23 protein-coding genes and 1 tRNA gene are annotated in these 22,512 nt (G+C 39.6%); 19 read left to right on the top strand and 5 right to left on the bottom strand.

All coding sequences use genetic code 11. From position 1 onward, the window contains the following. The first annotated feature begins 1 nt into the window (after position 1). Positions 2–3,067, top strand: coding sequence for a hypothetical protein (locus KP625_RS06710; RefSeq protein WP_238299875.1), 3,066 nt, complete (start codon positions 2–4; stop codon positions 3,065–3,067). Positions 3,068–3,104: 37 nt separating this feature from the next. Further along, complete coding sequence (locus tag KP625_RS06705) at positions 3,105–3,755, top strand: metallophosphoesterase family protein (RefSeq protein WP_238299874.1); 651 nt, start codon at positions 3,105–3,107, stop codon at positions 3,753–3,755. Here the strand turns inward: KP625_RS06705 and KP625_RS06700 are convergent. Further along, positions 3,752–4,327 carry an L-2-amino-thiazoline-4-carboxylic acid hydrolase gene (locus KP625_RS06700; protein WP_238299873.1) on the bottom strand — a complete coding sequence of 192 codons (576 nt, stop codon included), beginning with the start codon at positions 4,325–4,327 and terminating at the stop codon, positions 3,752–3,754. The genes KP625_RS06705 and KP625_RS06700 overlap by 4 nt on opposite strands. A gap of 84 nt (positions 4,328–4,411) precedes the next feature. After that, positions 4,412–5,059, bottom strand: a complete 648-nt coding sequence (locus KP625_RS06695; RefSeq protein WP_238299872.1) for a TetR/AcrR family transcriptional regulator — start codon at positions 5,057–5,059, stop codon at positions 4,412–4,414. A 13-nt stretch (positions 5,060–5,072) separates the two neighbouring features. Between KP625_RS06695 and KP625_RS06690 the strand changes: the two genes are divergently transcribed. The 7 genes from KP625_RS06690 to KP625_RS06660 all read left to right on the top strand — a co-directional run bounded on the left by KP625_RS06690 (position 5,073) and on the right by KP625_RS06660 (position 13,566). Next, positions 5,073–5,249 (top strand): hypothetical protein, encoded by a 177-nt coding sequence (locus KP625_RS06690; RefSeq protein WP_238299871.1) that lies wholly within the window; start codon positions 5,073–5,075, stop codon positions 5,247–5,249. A 163-nt stretch (positions 5,250–5,412) separates the two neighbouring features. Further along, complete coding sequence (locus tag KP625_RS06685; RefSeq protein WP_238299870.1) at positions 5,413–7,008, top strand: type I restriction-modification system subunit M; 1,596 nt, start codon at positions 5,413–5,415, stop codon at positions 7,006–7,008. Positions 7,009–7,011: 3 nt separating this feature from the next. Further along, positions 7,012–8,199, top strand: coding sequence for a restriction endonuclease subunit S (locus KP625_RS06680; RefSeq protein ID WP_238299869.1), 1,188 nt, complete (start codon positions 7,012–7,014; stop codon positions 8,197–8,199). A gap of 125 nt (positions 8,200–8,324) precedes the next feature. Then, positions 8,325–8,972 carry a DUF3990 domain-containing protein gene (locus KP625_RS06675; protein ID WP_118735134.1) on the top strand — a complete coding sequence of 216 codons (648 nt, stop codon included), beginning with the start codon at positions 8,325–8,327 and terminating at the stop codon, positions 8,970–8,972. 12 nt (positions 8,973–8,984) lie between these two features. Then, positions 8,985–9,404, top strand: a complete 420-nt coding sequence (locus KP625_RS06670; protein ID WP_118735135.1) for a hypothetical protein — start codon at positions 8,985–8,987, stop codon at positions 9,402–9,404. After that, positions 9,401–9,877 carry an NADAR family protein gene (locus KP625_RS06665; protein ID WP_238299868.1) on the top strand — a complete coding sequence of 159 codons (477 nt, stop codon included), beginning with the start codon at positions 9,401–9,403 and terminating at the stop codon, positions 9,875–9,877. The genes KP625_RS06670 and KP625_RS06665 overlap by 4 nt, the downstream gene beginning before the upstream one ends. 173 nt (positions 9,878–10,050) lie before the next feature. Beyond that, complete coding sequence (locus KP625_RS06660) at positions 10,051–13,566, top strand: type I restriction endonuclease subunit R, EcoR124 family (RefSeq protein WP_238299867.1); 3,516 nt, start codon at positions 10,051–10,053, stop codon at positions 13,564–13,566. Positions 13,567–13,709: 143 nt separating this feature from the next. On the opposite strand, the gene KP625_RS06655 is transcribed toward KP625_RS06660, so the two are convergent. Continuing rightward, positions 13,710–14,639 carry a site-specific integrase gene (locus tag KP625_RS06655; protein WP_238299866.1) on the bottom strand — a complete coding sequence of 310 codons (930 nt, stop codon included), beginning with the start codon at positions 14,637–14,639 and terminating at the stop codon, positions 13,710–13,712. Between the two features lie 247 nt (positions 14,640–14,886). Here KP625_RS06655 and KP625_RS06650 point away from each other — a divergent pair, with 247 nt between their 5' ends. The 10 genes from KP625_RS06650 (at position 14,887) to KP625_RS06605 (ending at position 21,314) form a co-directional block, all read left to right on the top strand. After that, the gene (locus KP625_RS06650; protein WP_238299865.1) at positions 14,887–16,203 is read left to right on the top strand and encodes a KAP family P-loop NTPase fold protein; all 1,317 of its coding nucleotides are present in this window, start codon (positions 14,887–14,889) and stop codon (positions 16,201–16,203) included. Between the two features lie 27 nt (positions 16,204–16,230). Then, positions 16,231–16,758: a hypothetical protein gene (locus tag KP625_RS06645; RefSeq protein ID WP_238299864.1), complete on the top strand. Its 528-nt coding sequence runs from the start codon at positions 16,231–16,233 to the stop codon at positions 16,756–16,758. 2 nt (positions 16,759–16,760) lie between these two features. Continuing rightward, positions 16,761–17,102, top strand: a complete 342-nt coding sequence (locus tag KP625_RS06640; protein WP_238299863.1) for an arsenate reductase family protein — start codon at positions 16,761–16,763, stop codon at positions 17,100–17,102. 1 nt (position 17,103) lies between these two features. Then, entirely contained in the window at positions 17,104–17,523 is a 420-nt protein-coding gene (locus KP625_RS06635) for a DUF1294 domain-containing protein (protein ID WP_238299862.1), read from the top strand. 166 nt (positions 17,524–17,689) lie between these two features. After that, entirely contained in the window at positions 17,690–18,049 is a 360-nt protein-coding gene (locus KP625_RS06630; RefSeq protein ID WP_238299861.1) for a YccF domain-containing protein, read from the top strand. 16 nt (positions 18,050–18,065) lie between these two features. Further along, positions 18,066–18,518, top strand: a complete 453-nt coding sequence (locus tag KP625_RS06625) for a YaiI/YqxD family protein (protein WP_238299860.1) — start codon at positions 18,066–18,068, stop codon at positions 18,516–18,518. Between the two features lie 67 nt (positions 18,519–18,585). Next, a complete protein-coding gene (locus KP625_RS06620) occupies positions 18,586–19,191 on the top strand; it encodes an HD domain-containing protein (protein WP_238299859.1) in 606 nt (201 codons plus the stop codon). Then, positions 19,188–19,556 carry a PAS domain-containing protein gene (locus KP625_RS06615; protein WP_238299858.1) on the top strand — a complete coding sequence of 123 codons (369 nt, stop codon included), beginning with the start codon at positions 19,188–19,190 and terminating at the stop codon, positions 19,554–19,556. Before KP625_RS06620 ends, KP625_RS06615 begins: the two co-directional genes overlap by 4 nt. A gap of 135 nt (positions 19,557–19,691) precedes the next feature. Beyond that, positions 19,692–19,762: transfer RNA gene (locus tag KP625_RS06610), tRNA-Trp, on the top strand. A gap of 307 nt (positions 19,763–20,069) precedes the next feature. Further along, positions 20,070–21,314 carry a tyrosine-type recombinase/integrase gene (locus KP625_RS06605; protein ID WP_238299857.1) on the top strand — a complete coding sequence of 415 codons (1,245 nt, stop codon included), beginning with the start codon at positions 20,070–20,072 and terminating at the stop codon, positions 21,312–21,314. A gap of 300 nt (positions 21,315–21,614) precedes the next feature. Here KP625_RS06605 and KP625_RS13665 read toward each other — a convergent pair whose 3' ends face one another. Together KP625_RS13665 and KP625_RS06600 are read right to left on the bottom strand one after the other, a co-directional pair. After that, on the bottom strand, positions 21,615–21,800 hold the full coding sequence (locus KP625_RS13665; RefSeq protein ID WP_370641431.1) for a helix-turn-helix domain-containing protein: 186 nt from the start codon (positions 21,798–21,800) through the stop codon (positions 21,615–21,617). Positions 21,801–21,870: 70 nt separating this feature from the next. Then, positions 21,871–22,293 carry a DUF6017 domain-containing protein gene (locus KP625_RS06600; protein ID WP_238299856.1) on the bottom strand — a complete coding sequence of 141 codons (423 nt, stop codon included), beginning with the start codon at positions 22,291–22,293 and terminating at the stop codon, positions 21,871–21,873. Positions 22,294–22,512: the final 219 nt, after the last annotated feature.

The following is a 22,512-nucleotide window of genomic DNA, read 5'->3' as shown; positions in this document are numbered from 1 at the left end:
CATGATAGAGATAAAACTAGGAACTGCACAATATGATTTCAGTGCGATGGATGAAAACGGTATAGCCCCGATTCGAAATGTGTGGGCTTCTGGCTTTAATGCGCAGCAGGAAAGTCGATTACAAGAGCTGGGCGTACAGCTTGGACCATTTCAGCCGGGTGGGGAGACAAAAGTTGTTTTGTATTCCCATCTGCGTGCGAAGGTGCGTGATAGTGGGGATTCGGAATGGTTTTATCAAAATGCCGATCTGCTGATACGTGTAAGTGATGATGACCGGAAGCGTGTGTCCGGTGTGACACTTGGCGAGGAAACGGCGTATCAGAAGTTTGTTGGAAAAAAAGCAGATGGCTATGTGCCGCCAAGGCATTGGAAAGCTGTGCAGGGAAAGTATCAGGATGCAGAGAGTAGCCATTATACAGTCGCTGGAACGGAGAAGGTCTATGTTCATTATACAGACGGAACGAAGGACGTGATCTCTGTTACCAGTAAACCGTCGATTGAGGCACAGGATTATCAGGAGATGATCAATGATCTGTATGCAATATCAAGTGAATTGCTGATGGATACCAATGCACACACCAAGGTTTCTATCGGAAATGCCCAGCACAATCAGCTTCAGAATATGCAAAAGCTTGTATCACGGATTGAGAACGCCTGGATACGGCTGCGTGGAAATATGGAGCAGGAGCTGACACCAGAATATGTGAAGATGCCGGTCGATCGGATTAAGAATATGACGATCAAGAGTCTGCTCGAATACCGGTTTACCGGGAATCCGAATGTACATGCCGTCAAGTATAAGGAGACACGGAATATCTACGAAAACCGGATGATCCTGCAGTTTTTTAACCGGATGGAGGCATATTTGAAACGGCAGAAAGCAAGTGCGTTGCAGAGTATTACGCATGAGGAATCCGGTTATCTGGATGATTTTCAGGAGGCGGGTAGTGACAGAGATAGAGAGAAGCTGAAGAAAATCAGAGAACGCTTGCAGTTGTGGCATTTTGATACGGTAAAGAATGAGATTCTAACAAATACTGTTGATCACGCTGAACGGTATCAGATACAACAGGGGGACACCGAAGTTGTTGAAAAAGACAATTTCTTGCTGCCTCTTGAGAATTGGATTCCTCTTGCGAGACCGGAATGGGATGTCGGTCAGAAGAGGCCGAAAGATGTAACTGCTGAAAATGGTATAGACTTAGACTGGCAATATATAAATCTGTATCCTATGTCTTTCAATAAGGATGATGACAGAGTGCAGAGAGGTGTATATGGAGCGATGTCAAGGAAGCGGGACGAGTTCGGGACTACATGGATTCGTGTGGGTATGAAGAACTATAAACTGATCCGTTTTTTATACTATGTAGCCTCCGAGGCGCAACGGTATGCGGCGAACAGAAACCTGTGTAAAGGCAATGACTGTGTGTGCTTCGATATAAATGGAAGTGTGGAGCTGGTAGATACTGTTCGATATGAGTATAGGAATAATACACATGATCTGCTTATATATATTTCCAAAATAAACACAGTTACAGTCAGGGAGAAGGGGGTAAATGATACGATGACATTTACCTATTCAGAGAAGAAAGATTATCTTGAATACGGATCGGCGGTTACCAAGATGTTGCTTCGGGATTTTGTAAAGTGTGCGGGTGGTCTGAACGCTATCTCCATCGGACAATTGGTGCATGTCATAGATGAAAGTGGGAAGAAACAGTGGCAGCAGGAACATGCGGAAGAATTTGTGAAACAGCAGAGCCAGAAGTGGGATGCACTTATTAAAAGGATGGAGAAGCTTGGAGATTCGAAAGAGCTTTCTCATATCCCTTTAAGCAGGGAAAACCTGCGGTGTACAAATATATTTGCTTCGAATTCGAAATATCATGCTATGTATCAGTTGATGAGACAGGCAAGTGAATTTGCTCAGGAGATTTATTATGACGAGACGGATGATATTCCAATTCTCAAATTAGAGCAGTTGTATGAGCGTTGGTGTCTCGTGAAGCTGTTGCATATATTTGTGTCGGATTATGGGTTTGAGTTTTTGGATGAAACAGGAAAAGGAAATAGAAATTCTTCCAAAAAACAATTGTATAAGTATATTAGCCAACTGTTAAAAAATGGTACTTTCAAGGACTCTGTATTTCGACTGAAAGGACGGTTGTATGATGTATCCAGAAAAATGGAAGATGATGAGATGCAGGTGGATATTTACTATAATCATGAATTTATTCTTGGGGATACCGTTGATTGGCAGCCGGATATACTTCCGGAAGGTGGCAGACCGAAGCAGAAGCTGATTCCGGATTTTTATGTGCAGATGACTTATGGTGGACAGACGAAGCATTTCTGCCTGGACGCAAAGTACCGTACGCGAAATAACTTAACCGGAGAGAATGGAAGCAGACGCTGGTATTCTGATCTTATGACGGTTGCTTTACAGAAATATATAGTGGAATTGTCGCAGGTACAGCCGATCGATGGATCATTTATTCTTCATAGCAATGCGTATAGTTGTGTTGGGAAATGGGTATATCAGGATCGTAATCCGCATGCTTATTGCGGGCAGAGGCTGGAGTCCCTGTGGGCGGAGTACAATAAGTATCTTGCAGTGCCATCAGATGCCAGAGATATGCTGATTTCGGAGCAGGCGCGCAGATTTTTTACGGAAAATGCACAGGGAGATTTCTATGAGGAGGAAGATGGGCCTGTTGTTGATACACGTCAATATATCAATGATAACCGGATTGGCTCATATTATCTTCTTCCGGGGAAGGATATTTATCTGCGTGTGTGGATCACTATGATCATGGAACATTATTTTGGAGTCTATGATGCTATGTGCTGGGATTGTGGACATAGAGTAAAAATAGGGAATATCGCTTATAAGAACACTGAGCATTATGTGGTGAGTTGTCCGGATTGTGGTACGGTATGGGTGCGAAATTTCTGCACTCATGATGGGAGACCAATCGGTAAACATATCATCAATTATTATGGAATGGCAGGTAATAAGTGGAATCGAGTATGTCCGAAGTGTCATGGTGGATGGAAAGAAAAATAGGAAATGAAAAGACAGAAACCGGGAAAAGGAGTTATATATGCGTTATTACATTGCGGATTTACATTTTTGTCATGATAAATTGAATGACCGTATGGATTGCCGTGGCTTTGAGAGCGGTGAGGCTATGAATGAATATATGATTGCACAGTGGAATTCGCGCGTGCGGAAACAGGATGAGGTTGTGATATTGGGTGATTTTTGCATGTCAAAAAAAGTCGATGTAGCAAATGCCATTCTGGAGCGTTTGCATGGGAAAAAGTGTTTGATCATTGGCAATCACGATCATTTTATTTCAAAGCCTGGGTTTGATGGATCCCATTTTGAATGGATTACACATTACAGGGAACTCAATGATAATAACCGTAAGATCATTTTGTGTCATTACCCGGTTATGTGTTACAACGGACAGTACCGCCGGAATGCAAAGGGCGAGCCGAAGACATATATGTTGTATGGGCATGTGCATAATACATATGACGAATATCTGCTCAATGAGTTCCAGAATCAGACACGAGCCTGCAGACGTTCGGTGCTTAGTAAGGACGGGCAGGAAGAGGAACTCACAATTCCGTGTCAGATGATCAACTGTTTCTGCATGTTTTCTGATTATGTCCCGCTCACGCTCGATGAATGGATCGAAGTGGACCGGAAGCGGCGGGCAAGCATGAAGCGGGAAGACTTTTGTTAAGATTTCTTTCCGGAAGCGGACTCCGGCCGGCTGTAACGGAAGTCGCAGTAGGCTGCACCTTCGGCAATCGTCTGTGTCCGGACTAAGCGCATGTGCATCATGTCGGCAAGCACATAGTCCATGCGGCAGAGATATTTGGCAAGTTCGAAACAGCCTTCATCCCGGCACAGGCTGCAGACACCGCATGTATGATAATCGTAGCCAAGCTCAAAATCATCATTCGCACCGCCCTCTAAGATGTCAACGACCCAGTCATTTTCGTATTTCCGTTTATGGGAATCGGCAGACCATTTTTTCCGGGCTGGAAGCTTCTTCGCATCGAGATAGCTGTCTGCATTTCCCACGACCTTGTGGAACAATTGATTGGCGGAGAGCCCGTCCTTATACAGGGCATAGCATTCCTCCGGAGATAAGGTTGTGTTCCGGTTTAATGCGATGAAATATGCGCCCATGCAGTAGGAACTCATCAGCCGGGATTTGCCGATATCCTTAGCGCGCGTCAGGATGGCACGGTATTCCTGTTTGATCGCCTTGCTGTCAATCTGCAAATGCTGTCTTTTTGCCTGCTTCATGCATGAACTGTGATAAAAATATCCAAATAATTTCTGTGAGAATCCGTACTTCAACTAAATCATCCTTTCTTGGCAAAATCTATCTCAATAACTTGGCACATCTTGGATTTGTAATCCAAGTGTCGCTTCGATGCCGTGCATCAGCACATCCATCGCCTCTAAAAATGCCTGCTTCATCTCCACGGTGAAGCCATCCTTGCAGGTATCATCGGCGATCATCTCACAGATCATCGAGAACTCAGCCAACGACAGCATGTAACATGTTTTCTCGGATAGCTGATTCTTTGCAAGTCCACGCACATATAATTCATGATAAAAGCGCGTTGCAAATTCGTTGCATCGCGCGATATAAACTTTGCGGAAGTTCCGGATATAGGTGCCGGAATCGTTCTTTAACAGCATGTGGAAGAGCTGTATATCATCTTCTAACAGCTCGAAAGTCCGGATGGATATGCGGGAATAAAATACCTGCATAAGCTGCTCATCGGACATCGCCGAAAAGTCAATATCCAGCATGGACTCACTCAGTGCCATCAACTTATTTCCGCTTTCTGCGAATATCTCACCGAACATTTCTTCTTTCCCTGAAAAATGCTTGTATATCGCACCGGGCGTAATACCTGCCCGCGCAGCAATCTTTCGCATGGATGCTTCCTGATAGCCGCATTCTAAGAAGATCTCTTTCGCACTTTGTAAAATTGTCGCTCTGGTCGCTTTTGTGCTCTCTCGCATAATTGTACTCCTTTTGGTAAACACTGTTTACTTTATAGCACAGGAGGCAGGGAAATGCAAGGGGGAACTTGAAGAAGCTCTCGAAGATATCCAGCCAATCTATAATATTGTGAAGAAATATGCGCCCGTATATGATGTGGATGCAATTACTGCAGAAGTGCTGGAAGTGCGTGCAAACAAAGAAAAATAAAAAGGCTTAAAATCAATATATGAGGAAAAGGTCAACTGATATGATGTCGGTTGACCTTTTTGTTGCTATAATCAAAAATTTTATTTTTATCATCCGTACAATTATGATAGAATTAAGCGTAAGTGAATTGTAACAGAAAAGACGAATGAGGGAGGATATAAAAATGGCAGAAGGAAAAGATTTATTGCAGGTACTATGGAGTGGGGCAGATGTACTGCGTGGAAAGATGGACGCCAATGAGTACAAGACATACTTGCTTGGATTGGTTTTCTATAAATACTTATCAGATTCGTATCTATCAAAAGTGTATGATCTGCTGAATGATGCAAAGCCGGATAGTCTGGAAGAGGCACAGACAGCTTACGAAGAAATTATGGAGAGTGAAGATGCAGAGGAGCTGCTGGAGGAATTGAAAGAATCTTTGCATTATACATTAGATCCGGACATGACTTATGTCAGCATCTTAAAGGATGCGAAAAACAACGCATTCAATCGAGAGAAATTGCAGGCAGCATTTAATCGGATTGAAGAGTCTGATGAATTGTTTCATGGACTTTTTGCGGATGTAGATTTGTATTCAAATCGATTGGGAACCGGAGATCAGAAGCAGAGTGCAACGATCGCAGAAGTAATTAAGGTGTTGGACGATGCAGATCTGATTCATACCGAGGGCGATGTACTGGGAAATGCATATGAATATCTGATCGGTCAGTTTGCTTCGGAAACGGGAAAGAAAGCAGGAGAATTCTATACACCACATGGACCGGCACAGATCTTATGTCGGATCGCGATGAACGGACAGGAAAATAAAAAAGGATTGCAGGTATATGATCCGTGTATGGGTTCCGGTTCGTTGATGCTTAGCTGTAGAAATTATTCCACAGAGCCAGACTTTATCAAATATTACGGACAGGAACTGATGCCATCCACTTACAACCTTGCTCGTATGAATATGTTTCTGCATGGCGTACTGCCGGAGAATCAGCATCTGCGAAATGGAGATACCTTGGATGCAGACTGGCCAACCGATGAAGAAACCGAGTTTGATGCAGTTACGATGAATCCGCCGTATTCTGCAAATTGGTCGGCGGCAGAGGGATTCAAACAGGATGAGCGATTTATGGATTATGGTGGAAAGCTGGCACCGAAATCAAAGGCGGATTATGCATTTTTGTTACATGGTTTCTATCATCTGAAACAGACAGGAACTATGGCAATTGTGTTGCCGCATGGTGTGTTGTTCCGTGGAGCAGCGGAGGGGAGCATAAGGAAGACCTTGCTGGAAAATGGTTCGATCTATGCCGTGATTGGTCTGCCATCGAATATGTTCTACAACACGTCGATTCCTACCTGTATTATCGTGTTGAAGAAGCATAGGGAAGGACGTGATGTGTTATTTATCGATGCATCTAAATTGTTCGAAAAAGAGAAAAAGCAAAATGTGATGAAAGAGGAACATATCGATTATGTTCTGGAATTATATAATAATCGTAAGACGGTAGAGAAAGAAGCATATCTTGCGTCTTATGATGACATCGTGGCAAATGATTTCAATTTGAATATCCCAAGATATGTGGATACAACGGAAGAAGAGGAAGAAATCGACTTAAAGGCATTGACACAGAGTATGTGTGAGACAGACAAGCAGATTAAAGAGGAAAATGCAGCGTTAGTCGAAATGATGAAAGAACTGATCTTCCAGGATGATGCGACGAAAGAGGCTGTCGAGGCGTTTATTCGTGTGCTTGAGGAGGTGTAAAATATGAATACACCGAAGATTCGATTTAAGGGATTCACAGACGCTTGGGAACAGCGTAAGTTTTCAGATTTATATGTTAAAGTATCGGAAAAAAATGATTTGAGTTTTGGAGCAGATAAAATTATTTCTGTGGCAAATATGTATTTCAAACAAGATATAAAAGAATCCGGCGATGACTACATGAGAACCTATAATGTTATGCGATTGGGTGATATTGCATTTGAAGGAAATAAAAGTAAAAATTATGCTCACGGAAGATTTGTTGAGAATACCATTGGAGATGGCATAGTCTCCCATGTTTTTGACGTCTTTAGACCAATTGTTGATTATGATTTGAGTTATTGGAAGTATTTCATCAACAACGAAGGAATTATGGGTAGAATTATGGCTCGTTGTACAAAATCATCTACAATGATGACTAATCTTGTTGCTAATGATTTTTTAAAAGAATTTGTCTTGGTTCCAGCATTAGCAGAACAAAAGGAAATAGGAGAGTATTTTAGGAACCTTGACAAGCTTATCACTCTTCATCAGCGTAAGTGTGACGAAACAAAACAACTCAAAAAATTTATGTTGCAAAAAATGTTTCCGAAAAATGGTGAGAAAAATCCAGAAATTCGATTTGAAGGATTTACGGACGATTGGGAACAGCGTAAGTTTTCAGATTTATATGTTAAAGTATCGGAAAAAAATGATTTGAGTTTTGGAGCAGATAAAATTATTTCTGTGGCAAATATGTATTTCAAACAAGATATAAAAGAATCCGGCGATGACTACATGAGAACCTATAATGTTATGCGATTGGGTGATATTGCATTTGAAGGAAATAAAAGTAAAAATTATGCTCACGGAAGATTTGTTGAGAATACCATTGGAGATGGCATAGTCTCCCATGTTTTTGACGTCTTTAGACCAATTGTTGATTATGATTTGAGTTATTGGAAGTATTTCATCAACAACGAAGGAATTATGGGTAGAATTATGGCTCGTTGTACAAAATCATCTACAATGATGACTAATCTTGTTGCTAATGATTTTTTAAAAGAATTTGTCTTGGTTCCAGCATTAGCAGAACAAAAGGAAATAGGAGAGTATTTTAGGAACCTTGACAAGCTTATCACTCTTCATCAACGTAAGTGTGAAAAACTAAAAGAACTGAAGAAATTCATGTTGCAGAATATGTTTGTTTAATATGCAAACGCTGGTTTTTAGAAGCGATTCCTTGCAAATTTGTAATGTATATACATTTTTTCTTTAGATAGTATAATTAAAGCAGAAATGTAAAAGGATTGAGCGGTTCATGGAGGGATTTCGGAATGGGTAAAATTATTTTATATCATGGAACACAAAATAAAATAGTGACGCCTGTCTTTGGTGGTGGAAATGATAAACATGATTATGGTCGTGGATTTTATCTGACGGAAGTATTGAATCTAGCCAAGGAGTGGGCGGTTTGTGTACCGAATAGCGAAAATGGATGGGTACATAAATATGAATTAGATTGTACTGGATTGAAGATTCTCGATTTTCAAGAAAAAGATGTATTGAACTGGTTAGCGGAGCTTATGAAGCATCGGGATGCGGCAGATTCAAAAAGATATAGAATGTTAGCGGCGAAGTTCATTGATAAATACGGAATTGATACAAGTGACTATGATGTGATAAAGGGGTGGAGAGCCGACGCATCGTACTTTTATATTGCAAAAGAATTTGTGCGCGACAACATAGATATGGATATATTGGAGGAACTGTTATCATTGGGCGGTTTAGGAATCCAGTATTGTATCAAATCAGAACGGGCATATGCACAATTGCATGAAATCGAGGAAGATATGATCTCAGTTCCATATAGTGAATTTAATGAACAATACAATCAACGGGATATAGAAGCCAGAGATAATATGAGAAAACTGGTTGATTCAGAAGCAAATAAGGTAACGAAGGTATTTAGTACATTATTGTAGAGGTGATAGGGTATGGGAGCATACGCAGAAGCATATTTAAGTGATGTAGTTGAGAATCAGGGAAAGTTATTCGATTATGTTGCGGAAACATTCCCGGATAAGGACACAGAGGATTTTATCAATTTCTATATGCAGAGTAACACACGGAAAAGCATCGATGAATCACAGGCATATGTGAACACGATGGATGCAAAAACTTTGTGGGAGTATTTCTGCAAAACCGAAGAATATGCATTGAAAGATGGAAAAGCACTTGCTGGATTCCTTCCGGATTGGGTAGGTGAATTTTATGCATATTATCAGTGGTTTTATAATATTCCAAGCCGGGAGGTTGTGAAGAAAATCCCGCTTAGTTTCTTGAAGAAAGCATATCCGGGATTGCATGATTTAGAACTGGATTTAGCGGTACAAAAGGTGGGTGAACCAGGGTGAGAGTAATAACATTTCACAATCCAGACGAAGAAAATGGATGTTTCAGTAATTGGTATCTGTCTGATTTTACAATTGGTGATGTGAAATATACTTCGTTGGAACAATATATGATGCATCAAAAAGCTTTACGGTTTCACGATGAAAATATTGCGGCACAGATACTTGCAACGGATGATGTAGCTTATATCAAAGAGCTAGGACGTAAGGTATCTGGCTTTGATAATCATGTCTGGAATGGTATGAGACAGATTATCGTCTATGAAGGGTTAGTGGCGAAATTCACGCAGAACTCAGAGTTAAAAAGAGTGTTACTTGATACAGGCAATGCAGTTCTTGCAGAGGCAGCAGTAAATGATAAGATTTGGGGCATCGGATTGTCTATGAGTGATCCCAAAAGAGTAGATCCAAGCGAATGGAAAGGACAAAATCTGATGGGATATGCATTGATGCTGGTAAGAGAGAAATTAAGATAACATAAACAATGAATAGTAACATTATAAATGTTATTTTGATAAAAAAATGTTATCAAAAAAGGGACTTTTGTGAAAGATGCGACAAATATATCGTCTGATATGAAAAATTTACTTACGCTTGGGAACAGCGTAAGTTTTCAGATTTATATGTTAAAGTATCGGAAAAAAATGATTTGAGTTTTGGAGCAGATAAAATTATTTCTGTGGCAAATATGTATTTCAAACAAGATATAAAAGAATCCGGCGATGACTACATGAGAACCTATAATGTTATGCGATTGGGTGATATTGCATTTGAAGGAAATAAAAGTAAAAATTATGCTCACGGAAGATTTGTTGAGAATACCATTGGAGATGGCATAGTCTCCCATGTTTTTGACGTCTTTAGACCAATTGTTGATTATGATTTGAGTTATTGGAAGTATTTCATCAACAACGAAGGAATTATGGGTAGAATTATGGCTCGTTGTACAAAATCATCTACAATGATGACTAATCTTGTTGCTAATGATTTTTTAAAAGAATTTGTCTTGGTTCCAGCATTAGCAGAACAAAAGGAAATAGGAGAGTATTTTAGGAACCTTGACAAGCTTATCACTCTTCATCAGCGTAAGTGTAACGAACTGAAAAACTTGAAACAATATATGGCAAATCACATGTTTGTCAACCAAAGTACAAAATGCGATAGGAATATCGCAACAAATCATAAAAAATTACAAGAAAGGACGAAAGAAATGGGAGAATTAGAATCAGTAATTGAGCAGAGATTAATTGACCAATTATGCGGTGGGGATTCACAGTGGACATATCGGAAGGATATTCGGACGGAGGAGCAGTTGTGGGATAACTTCAAATACATATTGGAGCAGAACAACAAGGCAAAGCTGAACGATATGCCACTCAGTGAGAGTGAATTTGCAAAGATTAAAAATGATGTATCGCACGCTTCTTTTTATGATGCAGGCAAATGGCAGGTCGGTGAGAACGGAAAAGTCTATGTGCATGTACAAAGAGGCAATGAGACATTGCATTTGGTTGTGATGAACAACGAGCATATTGCCGGGGGAACGAGCGTCTACGAGGTAATCAATCAGTATCAGGCATTCAAGACAGATGAGGTGGATGACAAGCGGGACCGAAGATTTGATGTGACGCTGTTGATCAATGGAATCCCAATGATACATATTGAGTTGAAGAACAAGGATCATTCCTATATGGATGGGTATCGGCAGATAGAGAAGTATATTTCTGAGGGAAAATTCCGCGGACTTTTTTCGAATATACAGATGTTTGTCGTGAGTAATGCTGTTGACACGAAATATTTTGCAGCGGCAAGGGCAGCAGAATTAGCGGAAGGTAAGAAATTTATAACCGGATGGGTGGACAACGAGAACTATCCGGTTTGTGATTATCTGGATTTCGCGAAGGCTGTTTTGCGGATTCCACAGGCACATGAGATGATTGCGAAGTATACGGTGCTTGATAATGAGAAGAAGAAATTATTGATTTTGCGACCATATCAGATTCATGCGATTGAAGCGATGCGCGCAGCGTCCAAGCGGAGTATATCAGGCTATATCTGGCATACAACGGGCTCTGGAAAGACGATGACATCTTATAAGGCGACACGGAATCTGTTGATGGATATTCCGTCCATAGAAAAGACAATATTCCTGATTGACCGGAAAGATCTGGATATGCAGACGAAGATGGCGTTCCAATCCTATGCAGATAACGATACGATTGATGTGGATGACACAGAAAATGTGGATGCCCTGATTCGGCGTCTGACAGATGGCAACCGACAGATGATTGTCACGACGCGGCAGAAGCTACAGACGATGATTGCCAAGAGACTGCAGGAGGGGACAAAGGAATATGACAAAATCCGTAACCTTCGGGTTGCATTTGTGGTAGATGAATGTCACAGAGCAGTCACGCCGGAGACAAAACGTAAGATTGAACGATTTTTTGCACATTCTCTGTGGTATGGATTCACAGGTACGCCAATCTTTGAGGAGAACCGGTATGAGCAGAAGGGTGATCTTCCGCAGACAACCGATGAGCTTTACGGAGCATGCCTGCATAGCTACACAATCAAGAATGCCATTCATGACGAAGCAGTTCTCGGATTCATGGTTGAGAATCTCGGACCGAAAAAAGAAGATGTGGATGATGCGGTATTTGAGACAGAAGAGCATATGCGACAGGTTCTGGATGTGGTGCTCAATCAGTCTTATACGAAATTAGGCATGCAGAACGGCAAGGGAAGAACCTACGAAGGTATCCTGACAGTTGGATCCATCGCGAAAGCACAGCGTTATTATGAGTTGTTGAAACGGATCAAAGCGGGCAAAGATGCATTAAAGATAAATGAGGAGATTTGCAAGGTAGTTCCTGATTTTCCGAAATTTGCAATTACATATTCCGTGACGGAAAATGATGAGGCATCAACGGTGAATCAGGATAAAATGCGCGAGTCCCTGCAAGATTACAATGAGATGTTTGGCACACATTATGACGTGGAGAATATCAACGCGTATAATAGTAATCTGAATGATCGTCTGGCTCGAAAGGAAAAACGTTATATGGAGCGGAGTCAGCAGTTGGATCTGGTTATCGTTGTCAATCGTTTGTTGACGGGATTTGATGCTCCATGTCTGTCCACCTTGTATATGGATAGATCGCCGATGAGCCCACAGGATATCATACAGGCTTTTTCAAGAACGAATCGTTTGTTTGATGCGAATAAGACATATGGACAGGTTGTAACATTTCAATCACCAAAGGAATTTAAGAAGGAAATCGATCGGGCGTTGGAATTATATTCCAGAGGTGGAGAAAGTGTTGCAATTTCCGAAGATTGGGAGAGTGTGCGCGAGGCGTTTTCGATTGCTGTAAAGACGATTCATGCACTGGGACGAACTCAGGAAGAGATTAACCAGTTATCGCCAGAGCAACAGAAATCGTTTATTTACGTATTCCGTGGTTTGGATAAGAATTTTGCGCATTTGAAAGCATTTTCCAGATATCGGGAAGAGTTGCTTGCAGACTATGATTTCTCGCAGGAGGAATATGAAAATTATGCGGCAATGTATAAAAATGTTATGGAAGAGTTGAAGAAACCGAAGGATGAAACGGAAACAGATGATCCGGTTATGGACGACTATGATCTGATTGCGTACAGCAAGATGCGGGTGGATTTTGAGTATATTGTCGAGCTGTTGCAGGGATTGGTGAATTATCTGGATCAGTCGAACAACGATTTTCAGGATGCGATATTTGCGAAGAACATCCTGGCGCTGCGCGAGATTTCGAAGGAATTTGCCGAGGATAATCAGAAGCTCGGTGAACTGTTGGAGCAGGTGATTGATAATATCGAACAGGACAAAGATCGGTACAAAGGTCAGGATATCGCAGTGGTTGTCAACCAGATGCGCTATGATGCGATTGATACGGAAATCAAGACATTTGCGAAGCTGTGGAATCTGAATGAGGACGATGTGCGTTATGAAGTGTATAATTACCGGGATGGCGAGATGGCAAATGAAAACACTTTCAAGGATCGTGCGTATGCATCCTATAAGGAATGCGTCGAGGAACCTATGCCGAAATTCAAGTTCCGTAAGATCATAGTGGAGAAATTCAAGCATGATCTGATGGAGAATGTATTGCCACTGCGCGATTGATGAAATGTCGGGATGCGGATATATAGGACGCTTTCTGCAAACGACGAATGAGAAATTGATAGGCTGGAATAGACTGGGAATATCTATGGATGGTATTCCCAGTTTTATTATAAATCGACGTGCGTATTTGGATGCGAAGTAGTTTAATTCAGGTTCGCAAGGGATCGCATGATGATGTCAATGTCCTTGCTTTCCAATTCCTGAATAATGTGCAAATAGGTTTTCTGAGTGGTCGTCATGCTGGCATGTCCGAGGCGCCTTGCCACACTGGCGATGGAAACGCCGGCGAAAAGCATGAGCGAGGCATGGGTATGACGTAAACCGTGGATAGAGATGACGGGGATTCTGGCATTTTTGCAATGTCGTTCCAATATTCCGTTCAAGGTGGAATTATATATTTTCCCTTTTGCGAAGATCGGTTCATCTTCCGGGAGTTTTTTCACCAGTCCGGCAAATTGCATAACGGTTAACCAGTCAATCTGTATCTTTCGGACAGACGATTGATTCTTGGTTGGCAGGAAACCGCCATTTCCTTTGTAATCCCATGTCTTGGAAATCGTCAGTATTTGCCGTGAAAAATCAAAATCCCTCGGCGTCAATGCAAGCGCTTCGGAAAACCGCATTCCGGTTTTGGCAACCAGAAGGATGAACCAATCCCATGATACTTCCGGCCCTAGATCAAGGTCTTCGATTAGTTTGTGAAGCTCAAACTGATTGAGAAATTTCTGCTTTTTCTCACGTGGCTTTTTGCCTTTGATGATCGCTTTCCGGGTTGGATCTCGCGGAATCAGCCCCTCATCTACGGCATCTAAAATGGCACATTTCACATGGTGGTGAAAATCCATCGTTGTCTGATGCTCATGTTCTTCTGCATATTCATTTAATATTTTCTGATAAGAAATCCGATCCAGTTCGGAAATCGACAGATCGGGAGCCAGCTTTAACAGCCATTGATGCGCCATGTTGTATTTGCTCATGGTGACCGGACGGATCGCTCCTTCTTTGTATACGTTGATCCATTGCTTGTAGTAATCACAAAACAGCATTGGATTTCTGGATGTTGGTGTGTTCATTTGTAAAACCTCCTTTTTGATAGTGGTGCACGTCGCTGTATGAATGTATTAAATTAAATCGTGTCGTATCGGAGTTTAATCTTGTATTTTTTGTAGAATATTGTAATATAAATATATGGATTTTGGTTAATGGGGATATATAACTAAATGGGGATTTGTGTTATATAGTTTTTCTGGCATATGTCTTAGTTTCTGTTACTTAATCCATGATATTAGAAATAGAAAAGTTAGTTATAAGGAGGAGAATATGTCACAGACAGAAAAAATTGATATTTTGGACAGGGCAAAGATTATGAGCGATATAGAGCAAATTTTAGTGCTCTTATCTGAACAAAAACAGGGGCGAGTATTTGCGCTTGATGGTAAGTGGGGGTATGGTAAAACATATATACTGGAACAGTTAGAAAAGAAGTTAGTGGGACTTCAAAAAGAAGGAACAAATGATGATCGTTTTTATGTGTTCCATTATAATTGCTGGCAGTATGATTATTATGAGGAACCAGCGGTTGCAATTGTGTCAGCGATGTTGGACAAATGTGGAGGAAAATCTGAGAAAGAGAAAGCTCAAAAAGTTATTAAAGAGATTGCAGGTCAGATAGTTAAAAATAAAATAGGTATAGATTTAGTAGAAACACATGATAACATATCGAAAAAAGAACAATTTCAATTTGATGAGATGTTTGGATTTAAGACAACCCTTGATTATACGAGAAATAAAATTAGCGAATTAGCTAAAGACAAGACTGTATTATTAGTGGTTGATGAATTGGATCGATGTATGCCAGAATATGCAATTAAGGTGTTAGAACGTTTACATCATATGTTTGAGGGATTGAATAATGTGATTGTTCTGTTGGCAATTGATAGTATACAGTTGGAACATTCAGTGAAAGAAATTTATGGTGAGAAAGTTGATACTGAACGATATCTTAGAAAATTTATTGCCTTTCGTATAAAGCTAGACAGTGGTAAAGTTCAGAATCAAATATTGAATAATTATGGATACTATTTTTATGATTTTGAGAATTTAGCAGAATGTTGTCCAATTGTGTTAAAATTAATTGAATTATCGAGAATAGACATTAGAAATATAGATAAATTGATTGAAAAAATAGATATGATACATGGCCTGTGCAATGGAAAACATAAAAAACAACCAGGCGAGGTATTGTTGTTTGAGTTTATATGGGGATTGATGAAATATAAAATAAATGAAAAAATGGATAACGGATCAAACTTAAAAAGATATGAATCGTTGGAATGGATACCTCAAATTGATCATACAGAATATACAGATTTGGTTATTGCGTTTGGAAGTGATTTAATGAAATATATTAGCACTTTGAAACAAAAATCATATTCCGCTGTGCCAAATAGCACAAAAGATATGTGTCTTATGCATGCGAATTTGAAGGGGAAACTTTGGTTTTTGCTAGATCAAGTGCTGTCAAACGAAAAGTCAATTCAATTATTTGATATAAAAAAGGAAAACATTGTATATTTAGACACAGAAGAAGTTCAGATGTGCGAGAAGTTTAATGAATTGGGTAATGTTTTAATTTAAGCGATCAAAGGGACGAAGGAGTACTTCATGAAAAAATTGAAATTGGGTGATATTTATGGATTTCAATATGCTGAAGAAAAGAAAATATATAAAATAATTTGTGGTAAAAGTAAGAGGAAAAAGGGGGATTTGCCTGAGTGCTTTAAGTTTAATTCTTATTCTGAATGGAAAAATTATGTATGGTCAAAATATGAAACGTATAATTGTCAGCAGTTAAATAATTTTCTGCATTATTTAAAAATGCAGTTGCGCACAATCAACCCAACACAAAAGTTTAGTGATATGGTATGTGCAGCGGTTTTTGGTGTATTGATATCCAGTCTTATTAATGTAATTGTTGCATTAAGAGGGGAATTTGAAAAAATGGGTTTTTCTATAATTAGTGTAGTTACAATTGCAATCGTAACTATAATGGTTATTGTTTTCCCACTTTGCAGTATTTCCATGAATATATTTAATAATATGATTTGCAAAAGTGAGGATAAAGATATGTATGAAGATTACATAAGTATCATACAAGAGATAATCCAAAGTAAAGAAAATGAGGAAAAATAAAAATGAACATCCAAATCTTCGGCACAAAAAAGTGCAACGATACAAAGAAAGCAGAGCGGTTCTTCAAGGAACGCGGAATTAAATATCAGTTTATCGACATGAAAGAAAAGGGCATGAGCAAAGGCGAGTTCCATGCTGTGGCATCCGTCAATGGTGGCATGGAGAATATGATCAATCCGGATTTTAAGGATAAAGAACTGCTGGCGTTGATTCAGTATATTGCCCCGGAGGATAAGCTGGACAAGATACTGGAGAATCCACAGGTGATCAAGACACCGGTTGTGCGGAATGGAAAGCAGTCGACACTTGGATATCATCCGGAAATATGGAAGACGTGGTCATAATATGAAACTACATGAAAAAACAACCAAATCAAATGCGATGCTGCATGTCACGCTCGCCTGTGCCTTGGTGATTGCCATTGTGATATTCTTATTCGTAAAAGGCTATGTGGCAGACAAGCTGACATGTAATATTGTAAGATACATGAGCCAGAGAAAAATCCTGTTATTATATCTTGGCATCATTAATCTTGTAACGTTCGTTTTATTTGGCATTGACAAATATGCGGCAATTAAGGGGAAATGGAGAATCCCGGTGGCAACATTGTTAGGATTTTCATTTGCGGGCGGTGCGATTGGTGGTATAATTGCGATGTACTTATTTCATCACAAGACACAGAAGAATTATTTTGCGGTTGGACTTCCGATGATGGTCGTGACACAGATAGTGGTGCTGTTTTATTGTATGAACGCGCCGTGGTAAGCCACTATAGTCTGGAAACGAACCGCGCGAACAATTCGAATAGTGTGAGAATAATCTGCATGGTGTGCGAACAATTCGAATAGTGTGAGTACAATTCACATAGTGCGCGAACGATTCGAATAGAACAAGAACAAAGAATAAAAATACTAGGGGAGAAAATAAAGAGATGGGTATACTTGGAAATATTTTATGGTTTATATTTGGCGGTTTTGCAGCCGGGCTTTCGTGGGTGATCGCGGGAATCGGATGGTGCATTACAATCATAGGAATTCCAATTGGCTTGCAGTGCTTTAAGTTCGCCGGGCTTGCATTCTTCCCGTTTGGCAAGGAAGTTACATATGGTGGCGGGGCGATGAGTCTTATCGCGAATATATTCTGGCTGCTTTTGACGGGGATTCCGATGGCGATTGCAGATGCAGTCTGGGGATGTATCCTGTGCATTACGATTATAGGTATTCCGTTCGGAAAGCAATTTTTCAAGCTCGCGAAATTATCGCTGATGCCATTTGGGGCAACGGTTGCATAGTAAGAGGAAGTAGATCATGCAAATATTTGTAGATGCCGATGCCTGCCCGGTCGTGCGTATCGTGGAGGAAATCGCAGAAAAATATCATATCCAAACGACACTGCTTTGCGACACGAATCATGTCTTGAACTCTGATTACAGCGAAGTGATCGTGGTTGGTGCCGGAGCGGATGCAGTGGATTACAAGCTGATTAGTCTCTGCCATAAGGGAGATATCGTTGTGTCGCAGGATTATGGAGTCGCGGCGATGGCACTTGGGAAAGGCGCATATGCAATCCATCAGTCCGGGAAATGGTATACAGATGCGAACATTGACCAGATGCTGATGGAACGGCATTTGAACAAGAAAGCACGGCGTAGTTCGGGGAAGAATCATTTGAAAGGTCCTAGAAAAAGAACCGAGGAAGATGATATAAGATTTGCAGAATCATTCGAGAAGCTGGTGTTGAAAGGAGAATCTTTGGATTAAACGGATCTTATACAAGTAATTTCGGCATGGTTCATTAGATTATAAACGACAGAAAAGAGGAACAGACATGAATTACATTGCAAGAGATGATGCATTTGAATTATTGAAGAAGTACAACAAGGATCCATTTCACATCCAGCATGCATTGACAGTGGAAGCGGTTATGAAATGGTATGCAAATGAGCTTGGCTATGGCGATGATGCCGAGTATTGGAGCATCGTTGGATTGTTACATGATATTGATTTTGAATTGTATCCGGCAGAACATTGCCTGAAGGCACCGGAGTTGCTGCGCGAAGGTGGTGTGTCCGAGGATATCATTCATGGTGTATGTTCGCATGGTTATGGAATTACGGTTGAATGTGGTGAGACGATTGATGTGAAGCCGGAACATGAGATGGAAAAAGTGCTTTTTGCAGCCGATGAGTTGACCGGACTGATTTGGGCGGCCGCGCTGATGCGTCCGTCGAAGAGCACAAAGGATATGGAATTGAAATCTCTGAAGAAGAAATATAAGAGTAAGGGATTTGCAGCAGGATGTTCGCGTGAGGTAATCGAGCGCGGGGCAGAGCAGCTTGGCTGGGAGTTAGAAAAGCTTCTGACGATGACGTTACAGGCGATGGCGGCAACCGAGGATGAGATTCAGGCAGAGATGGAGGCATACAACGTATGAATGAATATTTCAGAAGTATTGTAGATCAGGAGCGGGCATCGGTTGTGATTTGTAATCTGCAACATGAAATTATTTACATGAACCCGGCAGCAATAAAAAACTATGCGAAGCGTGGTGGCGAAGCACTGATCGGAAAAAGTCTGCTTAACTGTCACAATCCGGAATCAAACAAGAAGATCCGGCAGGTGATTGACTGGTTTGCAGCGGATGTAAGCCACAATCTTGTATATACCGGTTACAATGCAAAGCAGAACAAGGATATATATATGGTAGCTTTGCGGGACAGTAATCAAAAACTCATTGGGTATTATGAGAAGCATGAATACCGTGACCGGGAGACGATGAAGTTTTATGATATGCAGTAGCATGCAGGATATATGGGAAAATCCATGTGCGTCAGATGGATGAGGGAAGAAGAATCTGAAAGGTTAAAATTTATCTTGACAAATATCGATTAATCTGTATAATGGAACATGTGTCTTGCGGACACAACCAATTATAGGGGATTGGTCAAATGGTATGATAGGGGTCTCCAAAACCTTTGGCGGGAGTTCGATTCTCTCATCCCCTGCTTGTGAAAAAGCCTTGAAAACCTTGTATTTACTGGGTTTAGGGGCTTTTTTCTTTTTCTTTATTTCGTGTTATTTTGTGTTATTCTATATCATTTTTTTTCATAAAAAACCCCTAAATTATGCTTTTTCAAGGTCGTTTGAATAATTTTTTGAATAATTTTTTTCTCGGAAAACCTGATAAATGCTGAGTTCCTTGAATCCTGAGTAATGAATTTGCATAAAAATCTGTTCTGCAATCAAAATGTTGTTCATTTTTATCATATTTACAGTGATATCTTAACTAAAAATTTTAGAGGAGGAATCACTATGGAGAAAACAGAAAACAAAACATTGAATTTAGGTAAGAATAAAGGTGCCATTACTCAGCTTGAAAATGGAAAGTATCGATATTCAAAAATGATTATTACAGATAGAGGAAAAAGAACCTGTATATGTGTTACCTGTTCATCTATTCCTGAATGTATAAAGAAGATGTCAATTAAAGAGAAAAAGATAGATCAGAAAAAGGATTATAAAGTAAATACTCCATTAGCAGATGCTATGTATATGTGGGTACAAAATGTAAAAGCTCCTACCCTTGTACCGCAATCTATTAAGAGTCTGAATAAAACCATTAAAAATCAGATTGAGCCATCTGACATTGGACATATGCGCTATCAGTCTGTCACCACAGAAGAATTACAGAGTTTGATAAACAAACTGAATCTGGTAGATCATTATTCTAAATCCACCATCAAGAAAACATATGATGCTTTGAATGCTTTCTACCGTTATACATCAACGGTACACAAATTTGACAATCCAATGGAATTAGTTGTTAAACCATCTGAAACCAATATTATCAAACCAACAAAAGAGATTCATTATCTGTCAGAAGAAGATACAAAGAAATTTATAATGGCAGCTCTGAGTACCTATAGTGATGGTGATTTAATTTATAAATATGGACCTATGATTGCTGCAAATCTTTTCCTTGGACTTAGAATATCAGAGTTACTTGCTTTGCAATGGAAAGACATTAATCTTGAGGAGAATTATATTACAATCAATAAAACACTTATCACCATGGATAATCCGGCATATGATTCTACACAACCTGAAAAAATGAAAAGAAATAAAATCTATAAAAATATAGAAGTAATACAGCATTTTACAAAAAATAAAAAGACAAGATATGTGGCAATCAATAGCAGTGCCAGAGAACTTATCTTATATTATAGAAAGAGTTTGGAAGAATACAGTCCGGAGAATTATGTATTGCAAACCAGAAATGGAAATACAACAAATGTCTCAGGGATAGCCAAGACATTAGCCTATATACAGAAAAGGGCAGGCATTGAAAACAAAATTACAGGAACGCATGAATTAAGACATACATGTGCATCCTTTTATTTTGCCAATGATATTCCAATTGAGGTTATATGTGCAATTCTTGGGAACAGCCGTGAGGTATGTGAAAAAACATATGTACATATTATTGAAAAAAATAAAAGAGAGGCGGCAGCAAAAATCAATCTTCCCGGTCTTGATCTTCATTTGAATATTGAGTGAAATTCTCCCTGAAATTTATATTCAAATTGCAGGATCCATGGTTGGAGAAATAGATATATTTTTATATAATACAGTTACAGAGTTCAATAAAGATCTCTGGGGCTTTGTACCACAGAGCTACATAGAAAGGCAGTCTGATTTCAGACTGCTTTTTCTATTGAAGCAACTATGAGCATGGAGATGTTATTGATTTTGATATTGCATTAGATGAGATAGATAAAAAATATTGCTTATAAGGTTTTGGATAATGGAATAAAAAAAAAGCAGGATTTTGAATCCTGCTTTTCTACAATGAACACATCAATATTTATACTGCTTATACATAATGTGCTTCATGAAATTTTCAAATTGAGACTTGGGAATAAGGTATTTATTCCCAAGTTGTGTTTTGGGAAAATCTGGCTGTCGAATCAGATCATACACATTTGTTCTTCCAATTCGGAGAATCTTTTGGATTTCTGCAACTGTGTAATATTCTTCCTGCATAGATAATCATCTCCTGTTCTGATTATATCCATGCTGAGCATAATCTTCTGCCCAGCATGGGATGATAAAATCAATCGTCTTCGTATTCATCTTTTTCTTTGTCTTCTTCAATCAGATATTCAAGCAGCTCTTTTGCCTGCTTTTGTGTCTGTCTAGTGATGTTGAACAAAGTAGACAAGACATATCCATATCGATTTTGGATGATACCTTTATAATGGTTCAGCTTAAATGCCACACATTTAATGTGATCTGTTGTGAGCTTACTTAATCTTTCCATCACCTCATCAATGGTATATGTTGCACCATTGATTCTATATTTCCCCCTCGGATGTATCACCACATCCTGGGCAATCTCGATTGCTTCCTGAGTCATCTCCAAATCATCAAGCCTTGTGATTCGAATCTCGTCCTGATTTATATTGTTATCAAGTTTCTTTAGATAGGCTTCTTTTTTGTGCTCATCTAAATGAACTTCTTTCATCCTTTTTGCCATATAAAGTCCTCCTTATATATGTCAGACATTGGTTACATAGTAATGCCGATTTGGATTTCACGGTCCACGAATACATATTGAATCAAGATACATTGCATCGATGTGTCTCATATTTACTCAATCCTTCCTTTTTTATTTATTTGAATTAAATATGAGATATTTTCTGAAAAAAAATAATCAAAAAGAAAATTTAGAAAAATTATTTTCTATAAAAATCCC

The organism is Eubacterium sp. MSJ-33 (assembly GCF_022174665.1).
Classification (GTDB): domain Bacteria; phylum Bacillota; class Clostridia; order Lachnospirales; family Lachnospiraceae; genus Coprococcus_C.
The sequence above is the reverse complement of the archived record's forward strand: the minus strand, read 5'-3'. Positions and strand labels throughout refer to the sequence as shown.

Bases quoted from the DNA above. Each gene is read 5' to 3' on its own strand.
- KP625_RS06700 (WP_238299873.1), bottom strand. From the start codon at position 4,327: ATGAAGCAGGCAAAAAGACAGCATTTGCAGATTGACAGCAAGGCGATC.
- KP625_RS06645 (WP_238299864.1), top strand. From the start codon at position 16,231: ATGAAAAAATTGAAATTGGGTGATATTTATGGATTTCAATATGCTGAA.
- KP625_RS06615 (WP_238299858.1), top strand. From the start codon at position 19,188: ATGAATGAATATTTCAGAAGTATTGTAGATCAGGAGCGGGCATCGGTT.
- KP625_RS06625 (WP_238299860.1), top strand. From the start codon at position 18,066: ATGCAAATATTTGTAGATGCCGATGCCTGCCCGGTCGTGCGTATCGTG.
- KP625_RS06680 (WP_238299869.1), top strand. From the start codon at position 7,012: ATGAATACACCGAAGATTCGATTTAAGGGATTCACAGACGCTTGGGAA.
- KP625_RS06675 (WP_118735134.1), top strand. From the start codon at position 8,325: ATGGGTAAAATTATTTTATATCATGGAACACAAAATAAAATAGTGACG.
- KP625_RS13665 (WP_370641431.1), bottom strand. From the start codon at position 21,800: ATGCAGGAAGAATATTACACAGTTGCAGAAATCCAAAAGATTCTCCGA.
- KP625_RS06630 (WP_238299861.1), top strand. From the start codon at position 17,690: ATGGGTATACTTGGAAATATTTTATGGTTTATATTTGGCGGTTTTGCA.
- KP625_RS06670 (WP_118735135.1), top strand. From the start codon at position 8,985: ATGGGAGCATACGCAGAAGCATATTTAAGTGATGTAGTTGAGAATCAG.
- KP625_RS06655 (WP_238299866.1), bottom strand. From the start codon at position 14,639: ATGAACACACCAACATCCAGAAATCCAATGCTGTTTTGTGATTACTAC.
- KP625_RS06650 (WP_238299865.1), top strand. From the start codon at position 14,887: ATGTCACAGACAGAAAAAATTGATATTTTGGACAGGGCAAAGATTATG.
- KP625_RS06620 (WP_238299859.1), top strand. From the start codon at position 18,586: ATGAATTACATTGCAAGAGATGATGCATTTGAATTATTGAAGAAGTAC.
- KP625_RS06605 (WP_238299857.1), top strand. From the start codon at position 20,070: ATGGAGAAAACAGAAAACAAAACATTGAATTTAGGTAAGAATAAAGGT.
- KP625_RS06695 (WP_238299872.1), bottom strand. From the start codon at position 5,059: ATGCGAGAGAGCACAAAAGCGACCAGAGCGACAATTTTACAAAGTGCG.
- KP625_RS06710 (WP_238299875.1), top strand. From the start codon at position 2: ATGATAGAGATAAAACTAGGAACTGCACAATATGATTTCAGTGCGATG.
- KP625_RS06685 (WP_238299870.1), top strand. From the start codon at position 5,413: ATGGCAGAAGGAAAAGATTTATTGCAGGTACTATGGAGTGGGGCAGAT.
- KP625_RS06635 (WP_238299862.1), top strand. From the start codon at position 17,104: ATGAAACTACATGAAAAAACAACCAAATCAAATGCGATGCTGCATGTC.
- KP625_RS06600 (WP_238299856.1), bottom strand. From the start codon at position 22,293: ATGGCAAAAAGGATGAAAGAAGTTCATTTAGATGAGCACAAAAAAGAA.
- KP625_RS06640 (WP_238299863.1), top strand. From the start codon at position 16,761: ATGAACATCCAAATCTTCGGCACAAAAAAGTGCAACGATACAAAGAAA.
- KP625_RS06705 (WP_238299874.1), top strand. From the start codon at position 3,105: ATGCGTTATTACATTGCGGATTTACATTTTTGTCATGATAAATTGAAT.